Here is a 21,741-nt window from a genome sequence, read left to right on the forward strand (position 1 = left end):
GCTAGGAAGCCTAGCCAAGTAGTTCCCTGGCTCACCAGCCGCCCGCGGCAAAGAAGACACTGAGAAAGCGATCGTAGGAAGCTTGAACAGATGTCGCACTTGTGCTGGAAGTGAAAGCGAAGTGTATTTTCCGTAGCGGTCAAATTCACACCACCAATAAGATTTGCTCACAATAAAAGATCCGAACAAATATTGTTCGGATCTTAACATCTAAAATACTTTTGTCCCAGGCTTCATTTCTATATCCTAGTGACCACTTACTTCTGCTCCATCATCTAGGCCATCTTCTGTAACTTTGATATAGCCAACAGCTCCTTTAGTAGCGTGGTTAAATTGGTGTGTTACAAATGGATAGACGCCCTCTTCTATGACTGTGAACTCAACTACAGCTCCACCACTCGCAGGCAGCATAACTGTTTGCATACCTTCTAATCGGTTTGCAGGGTTTCCATCTAGGTAGACATCATCAAAGATGGTTCCTACGACGTGAAAGCTACTTACTTCATTCGGACCTACGTTATTGATGTAAATTCTTACTTTGTCGCCAACTTTAGCTAATAGAGGCTCATCCTTCAGTGCTGTAACAGTACCATTTGTATTAGGTTGACCTTCATGTAATGCTTTAGCAGAGAACACTACTTGAGAAGGTTCATTATTTGTCATGTCATCTAAATCATTGTATTTATACCATTCATTTTGAATAATCACAAATTCTTTATCTACTTGATCATCTGTTGGGTACCCATCTGCCGGTTTAACAATGATGACGCCGTGCATTCCATTGGCAATGTGAGATAAGATAGGACCTGTTCCACAGTGATACATGAATACCCCAGGCTTAGTAGCTTGATAAGTGAATGTTCCTTCCTCATTCGGCATTACATTCGCAAATCCTTTGTCTGGTGCTGTGTGTACTGCATGGAAGTCCATACTATGAGGAATAGCAGGGTCTTTGTTCTCAAGTGTAAAGTGAATGGTGTCTCCTTCGTTAACAACAACTAGTGGACCTGGTGCCTCACCATTAAAAGTCCAAGCTTTGTAATTGTATCCTTCTTCAATTTCGATATCAGTAATTTGAGCAGTCATATTTATATAAACATCAGTTCCGTCTCTTTCCATATCTAATGGAATCGGTGCATCATTTAAACCTTCATGTGGTTGAAATACAGCTGGTTCCATTTCTTCAGCTTGAACTGTATTGATTGCATTATCATTTTCAGGTGATAGTTCTTGTTTAGCTCCATCTGCTCCACTACAAGCAGATAATAAAATTGCTGCACTCAAGGTAACAACTACGCCATAACCAAACTTTTTCATCATACTAATCACCTCATATTGTTTAATAGATAAGATTTTTTCTATCTCTCCTAAGTAAATCTTATCTTCAATTACATTGTACTTCGACAACTAGCTTCACCCTGTGACGCACATCACACCTAACCTGTTCAATTATGAACAAACTATGACGTTATTAATTTACTAATAAAACCTTTAGTATTTTATAATTATTAGTGAAATGCAATCCATAAACCTTTTAAATCTGTGAAAATATCACAATGTAAATTACCATATATTAACATAAGGGCCACTTATCAGAGTACAAAAAGATCGCATAGCAAAATATTTCTTCTTTGCTATGCGATCCTATTCTTTTAAACACAAGCTATCCAGCATCATATTCTAATGTCTTCCTAAGCACCGACTGATTCGTTTGTAATTTTAACAGTTTCAAAAATACCTCTTCAAGACTTTCACAATTATTTCTAGCATAGATTTCTTCTAGTGATCCGTCTTCCTTTATGGCACCTTCAAAGAGAATAACGACTCTATCTGATATTTCAGCAACATCACGCATAATATGGCTGCTTAATAATATCGTTTTTCCTTCACGTTTTAAATCATGAATAATTTCCTTAAATTCTATTACCCAATATGGGTCTAGGCCATTAGTGGGCTCATCTAAAATATACACATCTACATCTGCTAATAAAGTTTGCGCTAAGTTTACGCGTTGTGACATCCCTTTTGAGAAAGACCCGACCTTCTGATTTCGTACATCCCACAACCCAACTCGCTTTAATAATTCATTTATTTTATCTTCACTAGCATTTAAAAATTTCCCATAATACTTCAAGACTTCAATCGCTGTTAATTCTCCTGGAAAATCCATGGCATCAGGCATAAAGCCAAATTTTTTCTTGTTATCTACTTTAAAAGTAAATTTCCCAGTCGATTGCTTCTCAATACCGGTTATCATTTTAATCAACGTACTTTTTCCTGCACCATTTCCACCACATAGTACAACACATTCACCACGTTTCACCTTTAAATCTACTGGATGAAGAACTTGTTTTTTCCCGTACGTTTTTGATAGTTGAGAGATTGTTAAAACGATATCTTCTTTCATCTAACTCATCCTCTCCATTTCATTACTTGATTAGAAACAAGAATTGCTATGACAATCATTAAAGCAAAAGTTATCAAAATAATATTAGTAAGCATACCACTTGCTCCCCACTCACTAATTATTAAAAACTCAGGTCCGAAAATATAATCTGCATTAAGCTTTTCAATGGACCAAACACGAATGGATTCAATCGGATTTAGTAAGACCATGACTAAAACACTATTTAATTTTTGAGCATATGGTACGAGATCAATTACAGAGAAAATAACGAACTCATACACAAATACTAGTAAGCTCCATGCAAATAATGCTAGCGATAATCCTTGCATTCGCGTAACACTAATTGATCCAATTATTAAAGATAAGGCTGAAAATAAGATTACTAGAAACACATTTAGTAATAGGAATGTCATCAAGAAGGAATTTTCCATTGGTTCACCAAATAAGGAGATACCAACACCAACTACCCCATACGAAATCCCTAATGAAATGATTAACGAAAGACTTAAGGCTATAAATTTACTTAATAAGTAGAAAATATAAGGCATTTGATACGTTCGGTATAGCGCTAACCTTCCACCCTCTTTGTCGGCAATAATTGAGTTTGCTCCTAAGATCAAGGCAATAATAGGAATAATCCAGAGTGACAAGTTCATCAACATAGAAATTGCACGGTTGTATCCAACACTACTGTCAGCCGCTCCACCTCCACCTTCACCTTCCACTACCGTTTCTTCTAATCCAAAATAAGACGGGTCAACCGTTCCAATATCAATATCTGTGCCAACTGACTCCAAACCATAGGTCACTTCTACAGGATCGGTTTCTATTGATTTCAATCCATAAAAGTAAAACAGGGCTGCCATAGCAAAAAATAGGATGGTAAAATTCAGCAACCACTTGCTTCTTAGTAACAGGCGCAATTCATGGACGATCATGGAATTCAATGATTTCCATTTATTCATGAGAACCACCATGTCCCATAGCTTTCAATGCTTTCACATCAATATCTGTAATTTCATCACCCACATACATCTCTCCACCATTATCTTGTTGAAATGCTTCCGCATCTTCTTGAGACTCAAAAGCAATAATTCCGTAGCTCATCGGAGAAGAAATCGAACTATCTTGAATAAAAGTGGCATCTACCATGTCAATCCAATCATTCGAATGATAATCATGCACATACACTTTTCCAACTTCCTCTTGATTATCTACATAATACGTAAGCATACAACCAATATCATCAAATTTTTTCGGAGTACCATCATTTAAGATTATTTGACTTGAAGCACCTTTGTCTTGGATACCCATATGGCAAACATCACAACTATCCACACTTTCATCGATCTCAACTGGCTCCATTGAAACATCCTCTGAACACCCGACTAATATACCAACGCTAATAAACATAAATGCAATTAAGTAGACAATTTTACGCATCTTGTTTCCTCCTCGTCTTCCCAATAATCAAAACTGAAATACATAGTAAACCTACATAAAAGAAGAAGCTTTCCCAGATAATGGATTGTTGTTTATTTTCTTGTTTTCCTACAATATCCACTTCAATACTCGCAGGTTGTATCAGTGGCTTCTCATCAACGATAAATTGATTTGAAGGTATCGGAACATATTGTTCAACCGTATTCCATAATCGAACTGCAGGACTTCCAGTAAAAAGTTGTAGATACGGTTCATCTGATGTCAAGTTATAAAATACGTCACCACTTTTGTAGGCATAGTCATTCAATTCGTCCTGGTTAATATTTAAATGACTTTGATTGTCCCAATAGTTACCATATCCGTTACTTGTAAAACTGTTTTCGTTACTTTTATCCGAAATCACTTGCTGAGTATTTCCAATGAAATTATTTAAATTAATTTGGTTATCATTTGAATCAACACCAATTTCAATCCCAATATCATTTCCCTCAAAGGAATTAAAAAGTATTTCATTTCTAAGCGCATTTTCTAAATAGATTCCTTTGTTATTCATTTCCATAATATTAGCTGAAATTGTGGAATCAAACGTATCAAATATAAACATCCCTGCTCCATCTACAGTAGTATTTGAATGTAAATAATTTTCCTTTATCCGAATACTATAGCTTTGCATAATCATTAAACCGTTCCTACTATTAGAGATAACATTTTGTGCGATAATGACATTTTCTGAATCCATGGTGTGTACGCCATATCTAGCTTTTTTAATGGTATTTCCAGTGATTTCACAGAGATCAGAAAAAGATATATAAATCCCGTCATTTGAATCGTAAATGATGTTTTCTGTTACGATTGAATAAGGTGCTTCAATTAAATAAACACCAAACCCTTTATGTTTTGCATCAAAGAGACTCGTCATCATATTGTTCGTAATTTCATTTCCATACCCGTCTTTTACCATTACGCCATGGAAAACATCGTAGAATCGATTATTTGTAATTCTATTTCGATTAGATTTCACATAAATACCCGCGTTCTGTGTTCCACCACCGGTTATTTGCAAGTTTTCAATGACGACATCATCTGCATGTATTGTTAATACACTCCCATGATCCAATCCTTGAATGGTTGCACCGTCTTCACCGATAAGTGTAACTGTATTTTCAATAACGAAATTCCCATTATAGGTACCTTCCCCTAGTAAAATGACGTCATCTGTTTTTGCTAGATCTAAAGCTGTTTTAAGTTCTTCTTCATCCGTTACTTTAAATTCTTCGGCATGAATTTCTTTATTAACAAAGAAGATAAACAGAATCGATACTAAACCTACAATCAACAACTTCCCTCTCATTGAATCACCTCCAATGTCTCCCTTTTTGAAGTCTTCTTCTAAAGAAAAAGCCTCAATCAAAAGGGGAAAGCACCCCTTTTAATTGCAGGCTTTATACGGCTTTCCAATTACAGGTTACTAGATTAGTGACTCATAGTAGCTTTTCCGTCATCTTCTCCATCTTCTGTAACTTTCAAGATAGCTGTTGCTCCTTTTTGTGCATGTTCAAATTGGTGAGTTACAATTGGGTAGCTTCCTACATCAGTAACCGTAAATTCTACTACAGCACCACCACTTGCAGGTAACATTACAGTTTGTAAGCCTTGCATATGGTTATAAGGATTTCCATCAACATACACATTATCAAAAACAGTACCTACTACGTGGAAAGAACTTACTTCATTAGGACCAACATTGTTAACATAGATTCTTACACGATCTCCAACTTTTGCTAATAGTGGTTCATCTTTTAATGTGAAGGTATCTCCATTAGTGTTGCGATCCCCTTCTTTTAGAGCTTTTGTAGAGAAAACTACTTGGTTCGGTTCACCATTTGTGAAATCATCTAAATCGTTATAGTCATACCATTCGTTTTGTATCATAACAAATTCGCGGTCAATTTGGTCATCGGTTGGATAACCATCTTTAGGTTTAACGATAATTGTTCCATGCATCCCATTTGCAATATGTGAAAGTGTTGGACCTGTTCCACAGTGGTACATGAATACACCTGGATTATTAGCTGGATATGTGAATGTTCCTGTTTCATCCGGATCTACATTCGCAAACCCTTTTGATGGTGCTGTATGAACAGCGTGGAAGTCCATGCTATGCGGAATGGCTGGGTCCATGTTCTTTAACGTAAAGTTAATAACATCCCCTTCCTCTACAACAACTACTGGACCTGGAGCTTCCCCATTAAATGTCCATGCTTTATAAATAAGTCCTTTATCAATTTCAATATCAGTTATTTGTGCAGTCATTTCTACGTTAACTTCATTTTCTCCTACTCTTTCCACTTTCAATGGTACAGGTTCTTGATTTAAATCTTTATGTGGTTCAATGATGATTGGTTCTTTTTCTTGATTGGAATCAGCACTTACACTACTCACAGCATCTTCTACATTTGATGCATCATTTTGTGCTTCTGGATCACTACATGCTGCCAAAAGAATTGCTGAAGCACTTAAACCTGCTACTACTTTAAAACCTAATTTTTTCATCATCATAATAATCACCTCTTATTTTATTTGATAAGATCTTAACTATTTATTTTTTCTTTTTTGTCTTGCTGTTATCTTATCGTTAGCTTTAGTTTACTTTCGATCAAGACCTCCACCCGTGATTTGAATCACTGTTTTCATGTGAATTTATGAACAATATTTGACAAGGATTATTACTACACAATAAATGGTAAATACATTATAAACAGTGGAAAAGAGTAATATTGAAAACGTTTTCTATCTAAGTGTTTCAATCAATAATTTGTGAAGTATATCACATTTAACTCTATAACTAACGTTAGAATAGTGGAAACCATACCAATAGGGTGCGAAACCGATGACAGGGGTGGGATTTAGTGGTAGATGGGACATTTATTCCGTTATGTTGGTAGATAGGATGTATTGGGAGGGAGTTTGGACTTCTGTTCCGTTATTTATCTGAAACACTAGAAAAACCGAGGAATTCTTGGTGAATAAGGTACTGGATGTCCGTCAGATTCTCAAAATATCCGAATCACACAAAATAGCGTATCTGATGTCCAGCTATAAGGGTGAGGCTATAACAATACAAGCAGCAAGGCATTAATAGTACCTACAATAAATGCGTGTCCTTCCTTAACATAAGGGTGCCAGGGAACTTAACCAAGAAGTTCCCGGCTTACCACCCTCTAGCAGAAATCTTCTTCCGTATGATCAGTAAACACATACTGGATGAAATAAAAGATCATGCATGCAGTAATTACGAGCATTCCCCATCCTAATATTTTCTGTTCTGTTTCTAAATAGTTATTACATATTTGGATGGGTGAATCAATATAGAGCCAGGCCATTAAACCAAACATGGACAGATAATTTAAATAGATAAAACTCTTACCAATACCCTCAAGCTTTTTCCAACTATCTCGAATCAATAAACCTACAATTGGTAGACTTATAAATTTAAATATTTCCATTATATTCATTGTCAATGCTTCATCCAACGTACGGGGAATCATCCAATATGTTGTAACAATAGCAACAAATATAATTCCAGGCACCCCATAAGTATTCCATTTACTAAAAAACGAACGATACTTTCCTACAATATATTTACTAATTAACCATCCTGTAAATATAAGTAGAGGCAATTGAACTAACATATGTGTGACCATTATCGATTCTAGATATAGCCGTATTGGCGGTAGCACCAATATAGCGTATAAGAGAATACCAACGAATATCTGTCTCATATTATCAAACTCCTAATATCTACTCACACTTCGATTATTTATGCAACATCCTTTTGCTCTAATTCTCCAAATCCAGTACCACGCTCTCTCATGTAGCGTACAAAGTGTACAATAAATATTGTTGTAGCAATTACTAACAAGATTCCTGCAATACCACCAAATAATGCTGGCCCCATCCATTCAGGGAAGTGAGTTGCCCATCTTCTTGGTGTACTTAAAGCACCAGAAACTAGGAATTGAACACTTACTGCAATCATTGCTAGTGTGTATGCGAAGAAAGCAAATTTATCCAAGCCATTTGTTTTTAAGTTACTGTCAACTTTTGCTAAGTAGTACATGAAAGAGAATAGCATAACTACTGCACCCAATCCCATGTACATATGGAAGTGACCCGGAACCCATTTTGTATTATGCATTACATGGTTAACTACGATTGTGGCATCGATAATTGCTGGTACAACACCAACTGTCCAACCAAACATAGATAGGAATGCTAGTCCTGAAGCCATATCCCATTTAATACCAGATTTATACACAATCATCAATGCACCGTATGCAGTGATAACTAATACTGGTAATCCGTTAGCGTAAGATAATGCTTGTCCCATGATTAACATCCATTTAGGCATTACAGAGTCCATTAACATATGATGAGTATAGATCAATAAAGTAAATGTAGTCGACATTGTCCAAGCAATTAAGAAAATACGATTGGATTTCCAAGGACGTCCTGTATACTTAGATAGCAATTCGTACACTACAATTACACCCATATAAATAATAGAGTTAGCAAAAATATGACCAAATGCATACGTTAAATTTTTAGCTAGTAAAGGATCGAAAGTAAATGCAGGATTAATTACATTAATGATATTCATGATTAATACGGTTGCACCTGCCGTTAAAGCAGTGACATTCACGATTGTTACCATTGTACTTGCTACTACTGTTGGTGATGGAGCGTCTTTTTCTGCTTTTTTACCAGAAATAACATCCCATCCTAATCCTTTTCCTAAACTACCAAACTTCTTAATAATAGCTCTACCTGTATCAATATATAGAAGTAAGAAACCTACACCAAGAATTAACATTCCGAATAAGTAAAGTAATGCACCTACAGTTCCCCAAGCATTAGCAGATAATGCTGGTAGTGGATATAGGAAAGTCCATGCACTAGCATATTCAAAAGAAAATACGCCAACAATTACCATTAGTACTCCGATTAAAAATAATACCATATTAACTTTAAAGATTTTTTCAGATAGAGTAACGTGCTGACGTAGGAAATACCACATTACACCTGCAGCAGCAAATGCTGCTGCTCCTACCATTCCCGTACCGTGAATTGTTAAGAACTGATAAAAAGCCGCTGGTGATAAATCCAATACACCACCTTGAGCTAAAAGCATTAAGATTCCAAATACCATCATTAAAGCAATTACTACTCCACCGATTAATAGATAAGTAGAAATCATTCCATTTTTACTATTTAATTCATTTTTAACAAAAGAACTCATATTCACACCTCCACTAAATTATTCTGTGACCTCGATTGTTGCAATCATTACATGGTGAGCAAGACCACAGTATTCTAAACAAAGAATTTCATATGTACCAGGCTCATCAAATGTAATGTAAACAGTATTTGTATACCCTGGCATTGCCTGAGTTTGTGCAATTAGATTTCGATCTTCATCATAAATTCCAAATCCATGTGTTACATCTGCGCTTGTAACATCAAATTCAATTGGTTCGCCAACTTTAAATTCTTTTTCACTTATATGCCAACCAAATTGGAATGCCTCTACATCAACAATTGTTGGTTCTTGTTCATCCCCATATAAAGGTTGATTATATGGCAACTCACGTAATGTATAAATCGTAATAACTAAAAATGCGATAACTAATGTTGTACCATAGAAGGTACGAGCCTTATACCATTTTTTCTTAATTGGCTCATATTCTCTTTTTTCTTTTGACTTAATCGCCACAAATAAAAAGATTCCAGCGATTGCCGTCATGAAAATTAAACTAACTACCCATGCAACTGTTTGAATCATTTAAAAACCTCCTCAGTTGATTATGAAATATATTTTAAATTGCTGAATCAACACCTATATTAAGCAACTAAAGAGCATTTGAATGTGCAATAAGTCACACCGAACATTAATACTAATTAACACCGTTGCAACAGTTTTTACCTTCATAAAGGAGTAAAATTGAAACAATTGTAATCATAGGAGTTTTAACTTTTATTCCATAAAAAAAGAGGCTATTCATTATAGAATAACCTCTATGTTTACATTAGTTTTCACGATGTGGTGTTGATGGGAATAGTATGCCTAATTCATGATGATCTCCTTCATAAATTGCACTTTGTACAAATCGAATTTCACCATTTATATCCAACAGTTCGATCTTAAAAAATGCTCCAGTATCTTGTAAGGCCTCATAAAATTCCTGTTCATTAGAAATTCGAGTACCATTTACTTTTGTGATCGTTTCTCCAACTTGGATATCCAAACGATCAGCAGGTGAACCTGGTATAATACTTAATACTTTTAGTCCTTGATTGGATTGATAAAAAATTGGTGTTTTCGAATTATCTTCTAAGCGATGTCTATAATTGATATATTCTCTACCCAAGATTGCTATTACAATTGCAACTAACGACAACCATTCGATCATAATACTGCTTATTGCAATTAAAAGAACAAGTATTGCTAACCAAAATAGAGATTTAGACAACCTTACTGCCGCCTCGATAGAGAGCATACCTTTTACTTGATGTTTATAGCCTATAACAAAAGGAAACAGAATAAGCCCATAGTTTTCTCCACCAATTGTTAAATACGGCCAATAAGGCTCTATTGCTGGAATTAAACCAGTTGGGATTAACGTAAAAAATGGAATAATAGCTGCTTTCTTTATAGTATGTTGTCCAATCCAACTCCCGCGAGTTCCTAATGTTAATGAGGGAAAGGTTTCATTCCGTTCTGTTTTAGACAATAAATGCGACTCAACTAAAAGAAATATGGCTAATAAAATTACTAACCCTGTAAAATTAATTTCTTCAAATAAAGTCCAGCTACCGATTGAATCAAAAAATAATGGGAATACGAGTAACAAAATATAAGACAAACCGATTGTATAACTTGCCGATAATAATGATAATTGCAAAGTCACACTTAGAATTATCGTCACAAAACTAAGGATGAGCAATGTTTCTATTGAAAATACCAGTCCTAACATAATGGATATAATAGAAATAAAGATTCCTAATAATAAAGTGAGTACCCAAGTATCTCTCCATTCCGAAAAAATATCAAAAACTTTTATACCGAATTGCTTTCTTTCTTGTTTCACACGTTTATAACCCGTGAAAAATAAGAGAAGAATAAACCAATATAATAATGGATTAAGAAAGAGTCTTCCTATTCCTTTTGCTATTTCTAACAACCATTCTTCTACCATCTCATGATCACCCCACAATGATGTACCAAATTCACTATATCTATTATACATTCGATATTACTACAGCCTATTCCTTCTTTTTACATAATTAAATCCCTATAATTGTAAGATTAGTGTATTTCTCTATCAATATGGAATATATTTAGGATAACATTCGCAAAAAGAAGAGCTATCCCACGTAGAGATTGTAATCTCTATGGGATAGCTTTTTAATCTATTCATATAAAACTTCAAGCGCTCTTTCTAATTGTTGGTCATCTTCACCACTTCGAATTCGTTCGATTAACGTTGCCTCGATTAATCCTACCGTTTGTTTATCAATTTCACCTGTTACAGAGATATCATGGTCCTGTTGAAATGCTTTGACAGCATCCATGGTTTCTTGATTAAAGTAACCATCTAAACGACCAGGGTTATAACCTATACCATCTAACATCTTTTGGATATTGGCAATCTTAGAATCTGATTGATCTAAAGTTAATGTTTCATCTTCTAAATTAATTGGATTAGTATAAAAATATTCAGGTTGATCCACTTCTACTGTAGGTTCTACTCCTGTTTCATGTATCCAATTACCTTCAGGTGAAAGCCATTTATAGTAAGTCAATTTAATAGAACTTCCATCACCTAGTGGTACGGCTTGTTGGACAGTTCCTTTCCCAAAGGTCGTCATCCCCACAACATCATACCCAATTTCTTTCATTGCTACAGCTAGTATTTCTGAAGCAGATGCACTACCTTCATTGATAAGAACCGTAATTGGATAGTCTTTCTTTTCCTCTAATTTAGAAAAATATGGGGATCTATTCCCATTTGGGTCTTCAATTTGTACATAAGGCACATCACTAGGGACAAAATTCATTAAAATTTCTTCTACTGCACTTAGCAATCCTCCTGGGTTACCTCGCACATCGATGACTAATCCGTCCATCCCTTCGCTTTCCAAACGTTCCAACTCTGTATTAAAGTCTGTTGATGTTGTTTCTGAGAAATTAGTAATCTCAATGATTCCTGTATTCTTACCATTTTCACTCTTCATTTCAGCATAAATCGTTTCTAAAGGAATCGTATCACGAACAATTGTTACTTCAAATGGCTCAGATGAACCCGGACGTAAAATAGTTAGCACCACTTCCGAACCTTTTTCACCTCGTATTTTTGCCACAGCTTCGTTTAAATCTAGACCTTCAAGTGACTCACCATCTACTTCAAGGACTTGATCATTCGGTCTTAACCCTTCCTTTTCAGCAGGGGAATCTTTTATGGGAGCTACAATGGTAACAGCACCATTCATCATGCTGACCTCTGCTCCGATTCCTTCAAAAGATGATTCAATTTGTTCATTAAATTGTTCCATCACCTCTACGTCCATATAACTACTATAAGGATCACCTAATGTCGTTAGCATCCCTTGGATAGCACCTTCGATTAATTGTTGGTCTTCTACATCTTCTAAGTAATTTTGCTTAATTAAATGAAATGCTTGAACAACTTTAGTCATATAATCTGGAATTTCGTCAACTTGTTCATTTTCAGTTACATCTTCTGTATGGTTCTCATCTTGATTGGCAATTTCTTCAGTATTTTCATTCGAATTTTCTTGTTCTTCGGAATCTCCTAATTGGACTCCTGCATATGCACCAACAAAGCCAAGTACAAGGGCTCCAATTAGAATCAAAACGATTTGTGGCATTTTTAACTTCATTTTTTCACCTCAAAGACTATGATTAATACATTTTATGTTATATAAAAAAGCATACCACTATATTACGAACTTGACTAAGAATTTCTCTTAATTATTTTTACTTATCTGTTGCATATAGTAGAAAAAGGTATCAAGCTCTCTTAGAGATGATACCTTTTTTAATCAATTATTTTAAATATGGTTTTGGATCGACTGGGTTATCATAGCCACCTGGATGCACTTCGAAATGCAGATGTGGACCAGTTGAATCACCAGTATTACCTGTTTTTCCAATTACTTGGCCTTCCGTTACTTCTTGACCAACATAAACTTCAATACTACTTAAGTGAGCCATCAAAGTCGTATAACTTTGCCCATTAATATAATGAGAGATCATAATTGTATTACCAAAACCACCTGCCCACCTTGCAGTGCTAACAACCCCGTCTGCAGGTGCCCTTAAAACAGTCCCTGTAGCAACAGCATAATCTATTCCATCATGGTTCCGATACATGTGGAAGATTGGGTGCCATCTCATACCAAATGGGGAAGATTCTCGGCCAACTACAGGAGATGAGAAGATTCCATTAGGATTACTAGAGTTATTTTCAGGCTTCTTATTTAGCTGTTCTAACTCTTTCTTCTTTCTCTCTGCCATAGCAATTGCTTTCTGTTTCGCTTCCACTTCAGCAGCAATAATCTTTCTTTCTTCTTCTATATCTAACTGTATTTCATCTAAAATCTCATGCTCTCTTTGCAACTTAGTCATCAAAGATTGTTTATCTTGTTTTTGACTATCTAATTGACCTTGTAGTGCAACAAGTTCAGTTTTTTGTCCCTCTAGTTCTACTTTTTTTTCTTCTACTGTCTTTTTATTTCCTTCAACTTCTGATTTATTTTCTTCGACTACCGATTTATTTTCTTCAACCTGTGTCTTTTTATTTTGTATAACTTCCTTATCTTTTGCTAGTGATTCCATAATAGCTTCATCTTGTTTCATTACAACACTAAGAGCAGCTGCTCGACTGATGAAATCTGAGAAACTAGTAGACCCAAGTAGAACTTCTAAATATTTTAAATCGCCACCATTTTTTTGGATATTACGTAGACGATCCTTTAACATTTCTTCACGTTTACTTATTTTATTCTCTAATTCTTTTATTTCTTTTTTTAAATTTTTTATTTCTTCTCTTAAATTCTCTATTTCTACTTTTAATTCTTCTATTCTGTCATTCAGTTTGGTTATTTCTTGATTCGTTGATGTTATTTCATTTTCTTTTGATTTGATAGCAGCTTCTGTATCACTTAATTTATTCTCTAAGGAAGCAATCTCATTCGTAAGTTTTTCTTGTTCACTGAGATTTTCGTTCAATTTTTTTTCATTCTCAGACTTTTGCCCATCTAATTCATTCTTCTTATTCTCTAAATCTTGTTCTTGTTTTTCTAAATCTTTAATTTCTTTGTCCAAATCACTAACTGATTCAGCGGAAACAGACATCCAATTAACGGAAGTAAAAACAAGTAAGATTATTAGTGCGTATACCAAGTACTTTTTCATCTCATCCCACCTCTCCTTTTACTAGAATATATAGCTCGTCCAACTAGTGCGACGTAAGCCTCCGAACCTCACAAACTAACAATCTATTAAAAGAAAATACACATGATGTTTGTTTATTATGTATCAAAAGGTAGGAAAGGATTGCTTTCCTACCTGTTTGTTTAAACTTTTAGGAATTTACGGACACTCATTACTGTTCCCCATATTCCAATAAGTGCTCCTGTTGCTAATAAAATTGCAGACAGTTGCCATGCAAACGGATTGTATGGTAATAACTCAACAAATCCAATTGTATTAATTTGTTGGATGTTGTTTTCAAAGAATTTGTATCCAACCAAAATACCTACAATCGGAATGATTGAACCTAAAATTCCTAACAACATTCCTTCAATGAAAAATGGCCAACGGATAAATCCATTTGTTGCACCAACTAATTTCATAATCCCAATTTCTTTACTTCTTGCCATGATGGTCAATTTAATCGTATTGGAAATTAAGAAGATTGCTGTTAATACTAGACCCAGAATTAGTACTATTCCAATGTTTCTAGCGTAATTGTTAAATTTGAAAAGGTTTTGTACGACCTCTTCTCCATAAGTCACTTCATCTACATTAGACAAACTTGCTACTTTTTGTGCTATAGACGAAGTATTTTGAGGATCTGTTGCTTTAATGATATAAGCATGGTTTAGTGGGTTTTCTTGTTCGAATAACCGCCAACTATCGCCCAGGCCTTCAATAAGATTATCTAATTCTTCATCTTTAGATGAGAAAACTACTGAATCCACTTCTGCAATTTGTTCGATTTCATCACCAAGTACTTTAATTTGGCTATCGTCAGCCGTCGTATCAATTAACGCTTTAACGACGACATCATCTTCAATCTTTTCTGCCATATGATTTAAGTTAAGCATTAGTGCAAGGAAAGACCCTACCAATACCAGTGTCATAGTCACGGCCCCAACAGATGCTACCGTCATCCAACCATTACGAAAAATATTTTTAATACCTTCTCTTAGATGTCTTTTCAATGTTCTAAATTTCATAACCGTAATCACCTCGATGCTGGTCTCGTACAATTCTACCGTCTTCGATGGCAATAACACGTCGTTTAATTGTGTTTACAATTTCTTTACTGTGCGTCGCCATAACAATAGTTGTTCCTCTGGCATTGATTTCTTCAAAAACTTTCATGATTTCCCATGACGTATCTGGATCAAGGTTACCTGTAGGCTCGTCCGCAATAACAAGCTTCGGGTGATTGACTATTGCTCGAGCGATAGAAACACGTTGCTGTTCCCCACCTGATAATTCACTAGGGATAAATCTTGCTTTATTTTTTAAGCCCACCAATTCAAGTACATCCATTACACGTTTTCTTATATTACGTGGTGACTCGTTGATTACTTCTAAGGCAAAAGCAATATTTTCATAAACAGTTAATCTGGATAATAGTTTGAAATCCTGGAAGATTACTCCGATTTGTCTTCGAAGTAGAGGTACTTCCTTTTCTTTTAGGTCGGTTAAGTCTTTATTGTTGATTATTAGTTTTCCTTTAGATGGTTTTACTTCGCGGTACATTAATTTAATAAATGTTGATTTACCAGCCCCACTTGGGCCAACTACGTATACAAACTCACCTTGGTCAATTTCCACATTTATCCCATTAAGGGCAGTTACCCCATTATCATATGTTTTATATATGTCTTTCATTAATATCATGGTTTAGCTCACCTTTATCATGTTTTGTAGTTCTTATCACGCTTTATTCGAGTGTATAATCTTAATTCTATTACATTATAACATTTTTCAACAGGTTTTTTAGACATAAAAATATTACATTTATATTTCATGTAAATGCATATTAATAATATAGGAGAGATAACAGTATGGAAGTAGCTTTTAAGGTGTGGTTGAGTTATATAAGAGGAATCGTGCTTTTACTATATATACAAACAAAAAAAGTTTGATCCATATTTGAATCAAACTTTTTTAGTACAAATTTAATTATTGTTTTTCTGCTAACCAATCTGCAAGTGTTTGTGCATCATCATCAGACACTTGTTTTTGTGCAGGCATTCCACCGATACCGTTGTGAATGATGTCAACGATTTCATCAGCAGAATATTTTGATCCGATTGCATCTAGTGCAGGACCACCACCACCAGCAAGGTCAGCGCCATGGCATGCTGCACAGTTGTCTTCATAAATTTCTTCTCCAGCAGATGCAGTTTCGCCACCGCCATCATTGTTACCTGAATTGTTAGCGTCATCGTCCCCACCGCCACAAGCACCTAGCACAAGGGCAGATCCAAATAATACTGCGAATAACCATTTTTTCATGTTATATCCCCCTAACATTTATTTTGTGTATAAAGGTTATCATGGTTATTATACCCCAAATACAAAATAATAAAAGTAAGGGAAAAATTAATAACAGGCAAATTATGGCTATAAACATTGACACACCAACGGTTTTAGCAGATTGTGGCAATTTCATGACTTTCTTTTACACTATAAACACTGTGCAAATGTTGTTATATCAATGGTTTACGGCCGTTCAGCAGTTAAGGGATATTACCAAATTTTAGCCCATTTGCGAACGTAAATAAGCGTCAATAAATGGTTCAATTTCTCCATCCATAACCGATTGCGTATTTCCGATTTCAACATTTGTTCGATGATCTTTTACCATTGAATATGGGTGGAAAACATAAGAACGGATTTGACTTCCCCAACCGATTTCTTTTTGTTCACCACGAATATCTGCAAGTTCTTGTTGTTGACGTTCTATCTCCAGTTGGTATAGTTTAGACTTCAACATTTTCATTGCTGCTTCTCTGTTTTTTATCTGTGATCGCTCATTTTGACAAGTAACCACCGTGTTTGTAGGTAGATGAGTTATTCGAACAGCCGAATCGGTTGTATTAACATGCTGTCCACCTGCACCACTAGCACGATACGTATCTACCTTAATATCTTCTGTTTTAATTTCAATATCGACGTCATCTGTCATTTCAGGCGTAACTTCACAAGAAACAAAGGAAGTATGGCGACGACCAGATGAATCAAATGGCGAAATACGTACTAAGCGATGAACACCTTTTTCAGCCTTTAGATAGCCATAAGCATTATGTCCTTTAATTAGGAGCGTAACACTTTTCACACCTGCTTCATCACCTGGTAAGTAGTCCAATGTTTCAACGGAAAAACCTCTATCTTCTGACCAGCGTTGATACATACGTAACAGCATGCTAGCCCAATCTTGAGACTCTGTTCCTCCAGCACCAGGGTGTAACTCTAAAATTGCATTATTTGCGTCATAAGGTTCACTTAATAACATTTGTAATTCAAAGTTATTTATGTCTTTTTGTAAGGAAACAAGTTCTTCATTCAATTCTTCAAATAGTTCTTCATCATTTTCTTCTTTTACAAGTTCATAGGAAACTTCTAAATCATCTAGACGGGATGATATTTTTTCGAATCCATTTACATAGCTTTTTAACCCATTTGTTTCATTGATGACCTTTTGGGCATTTTCTTGATTATCCCAAAAATCTCCTTCAGTCATCTGTTGTTCTAGTTCGGAGATGCGTTCTTTTTTATGGTCTAAGTCAAAGAGACCCCCTAAATTCAGCTACTCGTACACTCATTCTTTCTAGTTCTTGTCTAATTTCTGTTAATTCCATATAGTTCACCTCTGTGTGTATTAATAATTATTATCACGCAAAGAAGCTGAGACAAAAGGAGTGTATCAAAAGAAAGTCCGAACAAAATAAAGGTTAGTCATATACCCTCCGCTCCAGAAATATACTTCGCTTTCCGTGGGGGAGTGGTGAGCCACCTACGTGCTACACACTACGGCGTCTCACCTATCTCCTACTTCCCACAGGAGTCTACGTATATTTCCTCCGCTAGTTTATCATTCTGTTCGATTTCATTGATAATCTTTAATTTATGTCCCAGCCTCATTGAATTTTTTCTTTAATATCTTGTTTAATTTCCGTGACAGTTTTTGTATTTCTTACCACTACCACATGGGCATGGATCGTTACGACCTACGTTTGTTTTCTTGATATAAGGTTTCTTAACTTTTTTCTTCTCGTCTTGGCCACCAGAAACTGCTTGTGTATTTTTCACTACAGCTTGACGTTGAAGGTTGTCACGAATCTGTGCTTTCATGATATACTTCGCAACCTCATCTTCAATACTTGCAACCATCTCTTCAAACATTGCAAAGCCTTCAATTTGGTATTCACGTAATGGATCATTTTGTCCATAAGCACGTAGATGGATACCTTGACGTAATTGATCCATTTGGTCAATATGATCCATCCATTTTGTATCAACAGAACGTAAGAGGATAACTTTTTCAAATTCACGCATTTGTTCTTCTGATAGTTCTTCCTCTTTTTGATCATATTTAGTACGAACTTTTTCCATAACAGCTTCAATAATTTCTTCAACATCTTTACCTTTAATGTCATCTTCTGTTATATCTTCTGGAGTAAGAATGTTTCCATGTAAATACTCAACGATTGCTTGGATATCCCAGTTAGCATCGTCTTCATCTTGCGTATGCGTATCAACAACACGCTGCACAGATGATTCAATCATATTTTCAATAATTTCACGAAGTTCATTTCCTTCAGCATCGATTACTTCAAAGCGTTGCTTATAAATAATTTCACGTTGCTCACGTAGAACATCATCATAAGAAAGAACTGTCTTACGAGCATCAAAGTTATTACCCTCAACACGTTTTTGAGCTGATTCAACAGCACGAGAAACCATTTTACTTTCAATTGGTTGTGTATCATCCATACCAAGACGTTCCATCATATTCGATAGGTTGTCAGAACCAAAACGACGCATCAATTCATCTTCCATTGATAGATAGAATTGGGATAAACCAGGATCCCCTTGACGTCCTGCACGACCACGTAACTGATTATCAATACGTCTTGATTCATGACGTTCCGTACCAATAACAGCAAGTCCGCCTAACTCTTTCACACCTTCACCTAGTTTGATGTCGGTACCACGACCTGCCATATTCGTCGCAATAGTTACAGCACCTTTTTGTCCTGCATTTTCAATGATTTCTGCTTCACGATAGTGATTCTTCGCGTTAAGAACATTATGCTTCACGCCAGCTCTCTTTAATAACTGAGAGATTAACTCTGAAGTTTCAACAGCCACCGTACCAACTAGTACGGGTTGTCCTGCTTCATGACGTTCTTTAATGTATTGGACAGCTGCTTTAAACTTACCTTCCATCGATTTATAAATCATATCCGGTTTGTCATCACGAACAATCGGTTTATTCGTTGGAATTGCAATAACATCCATATTGTAAATATTACGGAATTCTTCTTCTTCTGTTTTAGCAGTACCAGTCATACCGGAAAGCTTGTTATACATACGGAAGAAGTTTTGGAATGTAATAGATGCTAAGGTCATACTTTCATTTTGGATTTTCAAGCCTTCTTTTGCTTCAATAGCTTGGTGCAATCCATCACTATAACGACGACCTTTCATTAAACGTCCAGTAAATTGGTCAACGATGACAACTTCATCTTCTTCAACGACATAATCCGTATCTCTATGCATCGATACATGTGCTTTTAAAGCTTGATTAATGTGGTGTGTTAAAGAAACATTACTCAAATCATATAAGTTTTCAAGATTGAAATAACTTTCTGCCTTATTGATTCCCTCTTCGGTTAACTGAACACCCTTTGTTTTTTCATCATACGTATAGTCAGTTTCATTTTTCAACGTAATAACAAATGAATTAGCTTGTTCGTATAACGAAGCTGATTTCTGTTTGGAACCAGAAATAATTAATGGTGTTCTCGCTTCATCAATTAGAATAGAGTCAACCTCATCAATAATTGCGAAGTTTAATGGGCGTTGTACCATTTGTTCTTTATACAAGACCATGTTGTCACGTAAATAATCAAAACCATATTCATTATTTGTACCATAAGTGATGTCACAATAATAAGCTTCTCTTTTTTCTTCTTTTGTTAGACTGTTAGCATTAAATCCAACTGTTAAGCCTAGAAATTCAAATAGTTGGCCCATTTCTTTAGCATCACGGTCAGCTAAGTATTCATTGACTGTAATTATATGAACACCTTTACCTGATAATGCATTTAAATAAGCAGGCATCGTGGAAGCTAATGTTTTACCTTCCCCCGTTTTCATCTCTGCAATATTCCCCTCATGAAGGGCAACGGCACCCATAATCTGTACAGGGAACGGACGCATATTTAATACACGTTTTGATGCTTCACGCACTACTGCGTACGCCTCTACAAGCATATCATCTAGACTTTCTCCATTTTCATATCTTGACTTAAATTCTTCTGTTTTTTGTTTTAGTTGATCATCAGAAAGCTTTTCCATTTCTGGTTCTTTAGCTTCTATTAAATCAACATATTTCTGAAGTCGTTTAAGTTGTTTTTGGTTTCCATCACCAAATATCTTTTTTAATATACCAGCCATTAACAAACGCTCCTCAATAAATAAACAATTCTATTTCTTCTATTTCCTATCTTTTCATACTATAATCCATACTTTATAATAACACTACTCAATCATTTATGACAACAATAGTAATTGTATGTATTATTTTACGAAGAGTTGTTTAAAATAGTTTTTACCAATTATTTTTCAGGTTGCAAAAAGACGATCCCAAGCCAAGCTGAGATCGTCTTCATCATCTATGTTATGTTTTATTATTAACTGTTTGGCTCAATCAAACCATACTTACCATCTTTACGGCGATAAACTACATTCGTATCACCAGAAACTGCATCTTTATAAACATAGAATGCATGACCTAGCATATCCATTTGCAATACAGCTTCTTCAGAATCCATTGGTTTTAGATTAAAGCGTTTCGTACGTACAATTTCAATTTCATCATCAGATTCAAATTCATCAGTTTTAGCTTCTTTTTCTAATTCAGCAAAAATATGTTTTGCTGCACCATTTTGACGGAATTTACGATTTACTTTTGTTTTATATTTTCTAATTTGACGTTCCAACTTATCTGTTACTAAATCAATTGCAGCATACAGATCCATATGTTGGACTTCACCACGTAATAATAAATCTGTCATAGGGATTGTCACTTCAATCCTTTGCTCATCATTATAGACACTTAAATTTACATGGACATCATTTGTTAGTGGAGTATCAAAGTATCTTTCAAGTTTACTAATCTTCTTTTCAACATACTCACGAATAGCGTTAGTCACCTCAAGATTTTCTCCACGAATGTTAAATTTCATAAAAGTGTCCTCCTTTTTATCTTTATATTATTATTATACTATGTTTACCAATAAAAATCCTGCATAAACCAGAATCTTTTCTTTAAAAT

The 21,741-nt window shown here is 35.2% G+C and carries 18 protein-coding genes; all 18 read right to left on the reverse strand.

The window, feature by feature from the left end; translation table 11 throughout:
- Window positions 1–246: 246 nt before the first annotated feature.
- Entirely contained in the window at window positions 247–1,317 is a 1,071-nt protein-coding gene (locus BUB12_RS05400) for a multicopper oxidase domain-containing protein (protein WP_072889017.1), read from the reverse strand.
- A 346-nt stretch (window positions 1,318–1,663) separates the two neighbouring features.
- Complete coding sequence (locus BUB12_RS05405) at window positions 1,664–2,407, reverse strand: ABC transporter ATP-binding protein (protein WP_072888847.1); 744 nt, start codon at window positions 2,405–2,407, stop codon at window positions 1,664–1,666.
- Between the two features lie 5 nt (window positions 2,408–2,412).
- Complete coding sequence (locus tag BUB12_RS05410; RefSeq protein ID WP_072888849.1) at window positions 2,413–3,372, reverse strand: ABC transporter permease; 960 nt, start codon at window positions 3,370–3,372, stop codon at window positions 2,413–2,415.
- Window positions 3,365–3,850, reverse strand: a complete 486-nt coding sequence (locus BUB12_RS05415; RefSeq protein ID WP_084063223.1) for a nitrous oxide reductase accessory protein NosL — start codon at window positions 3,848–3,850, stop codon at window positions 3,365–3,367. The genes BUB12_RS05410 and BUB12_RS05415 overlap by 8 nt, the downstream gene beginning before the upstream one ends.
- Entirely contained in the window at window positions 3,843–5,201 is a 1,359-nt protein-coding gene (locus BUB12_RS05420) for a NosD domain-containing protein (protein WP_072889020.1), read from the reverse strand. The genes BUB12_RS05415 and BUB12_RS05420 overlap by 8 nt, the downstream gene beginning before the upstream one ends.
- Before the next feature lie 122 nt (window positions 5,202–5,323).
- On the reverse strand, window positions 5,324–6,406 hold the full coding sequence (locus BUB12_RS05425; protein ID WP_143155599.1) for a multicopper oxidase domain-containing protein: 1,083 nt from the start codon (window positions 6,404–6,406) through the stop codon (window positions 5,324–5,326).
- Between the two features lie 665 nt (window positions 6,407–7,071).
- Entirely contained in the window at window positions 7,072–7,632 is a 561-nt protein-coding gene (locus tag BUB12_RS05430; protein ID WP_072888851.1) for a hypothetical protein, read from the reverse strand.
- 38 nt (window positions 7,633–7,670) lie between these two features.
- Window positions 7,671–9,149: a cbb3-type cytochrome c oxidase subunit I gene (locus BUB12_RS05435; protein ID WP_072888853.1), complete on the reverse strand. Its 1,479-nt coding sequence runs from the start codon at window positions 9,147–9,149 to the stop codon at window positions 7,671–7,673.
- 18 nt (window positions 9,150–9,167) lie between these two features.
- Window positions 9,168–9,692, reverse strand: coding sequence for a cupredoxin domain-containing protein (locus BUB12_RS05440; protein WP_072888855.1), 525 nt, complete (start codon window positions 9,690–9,692; stop codon window positions 9,168–9,170).
- 244 nt (window positions 9,693–9,936) lie between these two features.
- Window positions 9,937–11,157, reverse strand: a complete 1,221-nt coding sequence (locus BUB12_RS05445; protein ID WP_234982578.1) for a PDZ domain-containing protein — start codon at window positions 11,155–11,157, stop codon at window positions 9,937–9,939.
- Between the two features lie 163 nt (window positions 11,158–11,320).
- On the reverse strand, window positions 11,321–12,811 hold the full coding sequence (locus BUB12_RS05450; protein WP_072888859.1) for a S41 family peptidase: 1,491 nt from the start codon (window positions 12,809–12,811) through the stop codon (window positions 11,321–11,323).
- Window positions 12,812–12,977: 166 nt separating this feature from the next.
- The gene (locus BUB12_RS05455) at window positions 12,978–14,348 is read right to left on the reverse strand and encodes a murein hydrolase activator EnvC family protein (protein WP_072888861.1); all 1,371 of its coding nucleotides are present in this window, start codon (window positions 14,346–14,348) and stop codon (window positions 12,978–12,980) included.
- 161 nt (window positions 14,349–14,509) lie between these two features.
- Window positions 14,510–15,394 carry a permease-like cell division protein FtsX gene (gene ftsX / locus BUB12_RS05460; RefSeq protein ID WP_072888872.1) on the reverse strand — a complete coding sequence of 295 codons (885 nt, stop codon included), beginning with the start codon at window positions 15,392–15,394 and terminating at the stop codon, window positions 14,510–14,512.
- Window positions 15,384–16,070, reverse strand: a complete 687-nt coding sequence (gene ftsE / locus BUB12_RS05465) for a cell division ATP-binding protein FtsE (RefSeq protein ID WP_072888874.1) — start codon at window positions 16,068–16,070, stop codon at window positions 15,384–15,386. Before ftsE ends, ftsX begins: the two co-directional genes overlap by 11 nt.
- 285 nt (window positions 16,071–16,355) lie before the next feature.
- The gene (gene cccB, locus BUB12_RS05470; protein ID WP_072888876.1) at window positions 16,356–16,691 is read right to left on the reverse strand and encodes a cytochrome c551; all 336 of its coding nucleotides are present in this window, start codon (window positions 16,689–16,691) and stop codon (window positions 16,356–16,358) included.
- 244 nt (window positions 16,692–16,935) lie between these two features.
- A protein-coding gene (gene prfB, locus BUB12_RS05480; RefSeq protein WP_143155597.1) for a peptide chain release factor 2 occupies window positions 16,936–18,037 on the reverse strand; the annotation gives its coding sequence in 2 pieces (ribosomal slippage) (window positions 16,936–17,964 and window positions 17,966–18,037; 1,101 coding nt in all).
- 307 nt (window positions 18,038–18,344) lie between these two features.
- The gene (gene secA, locus BUB12_RS05485) at window positions 18,345–20,861 is read right to left on the reverse strand and encodes a preprotein translocase subunit SecA (RefSeq protein ID WP_072888880.1); all 2,517 of its coding nucleotides are present in this window, start codon (window positions 20,859–20,861) and stop codon (window positions 18,345–18,347) included.
- Between the two features lie 236 nt (window positions 20,862–21,097).
- Window positions 21,098–21,652 (reverse strand): ribosome hibernation-promoting factor, HPF/YfiA family, encoded by a 555-nt coding sequence (hpf, locus tag BUB12_RS05490; RefSeq protein WP_072888882.1) that lies wholly within the window; start codon window positions 21,650–21,652, stop codon window positions 21,098–21,100.
- Between the last annotated feature and the right edge of the window lie 89 nt (window positions 21,653–21,741).

This window comes from Ornithinibacillus halophilus (assembly GCF_900129485.1).
Taxonomy (GTDB): Bacteria; Bacillota; Bacilli; order Bacillales; family Amphibacillaceae; genus Ornithinibacillus; species Ornithinibacillus halophilus.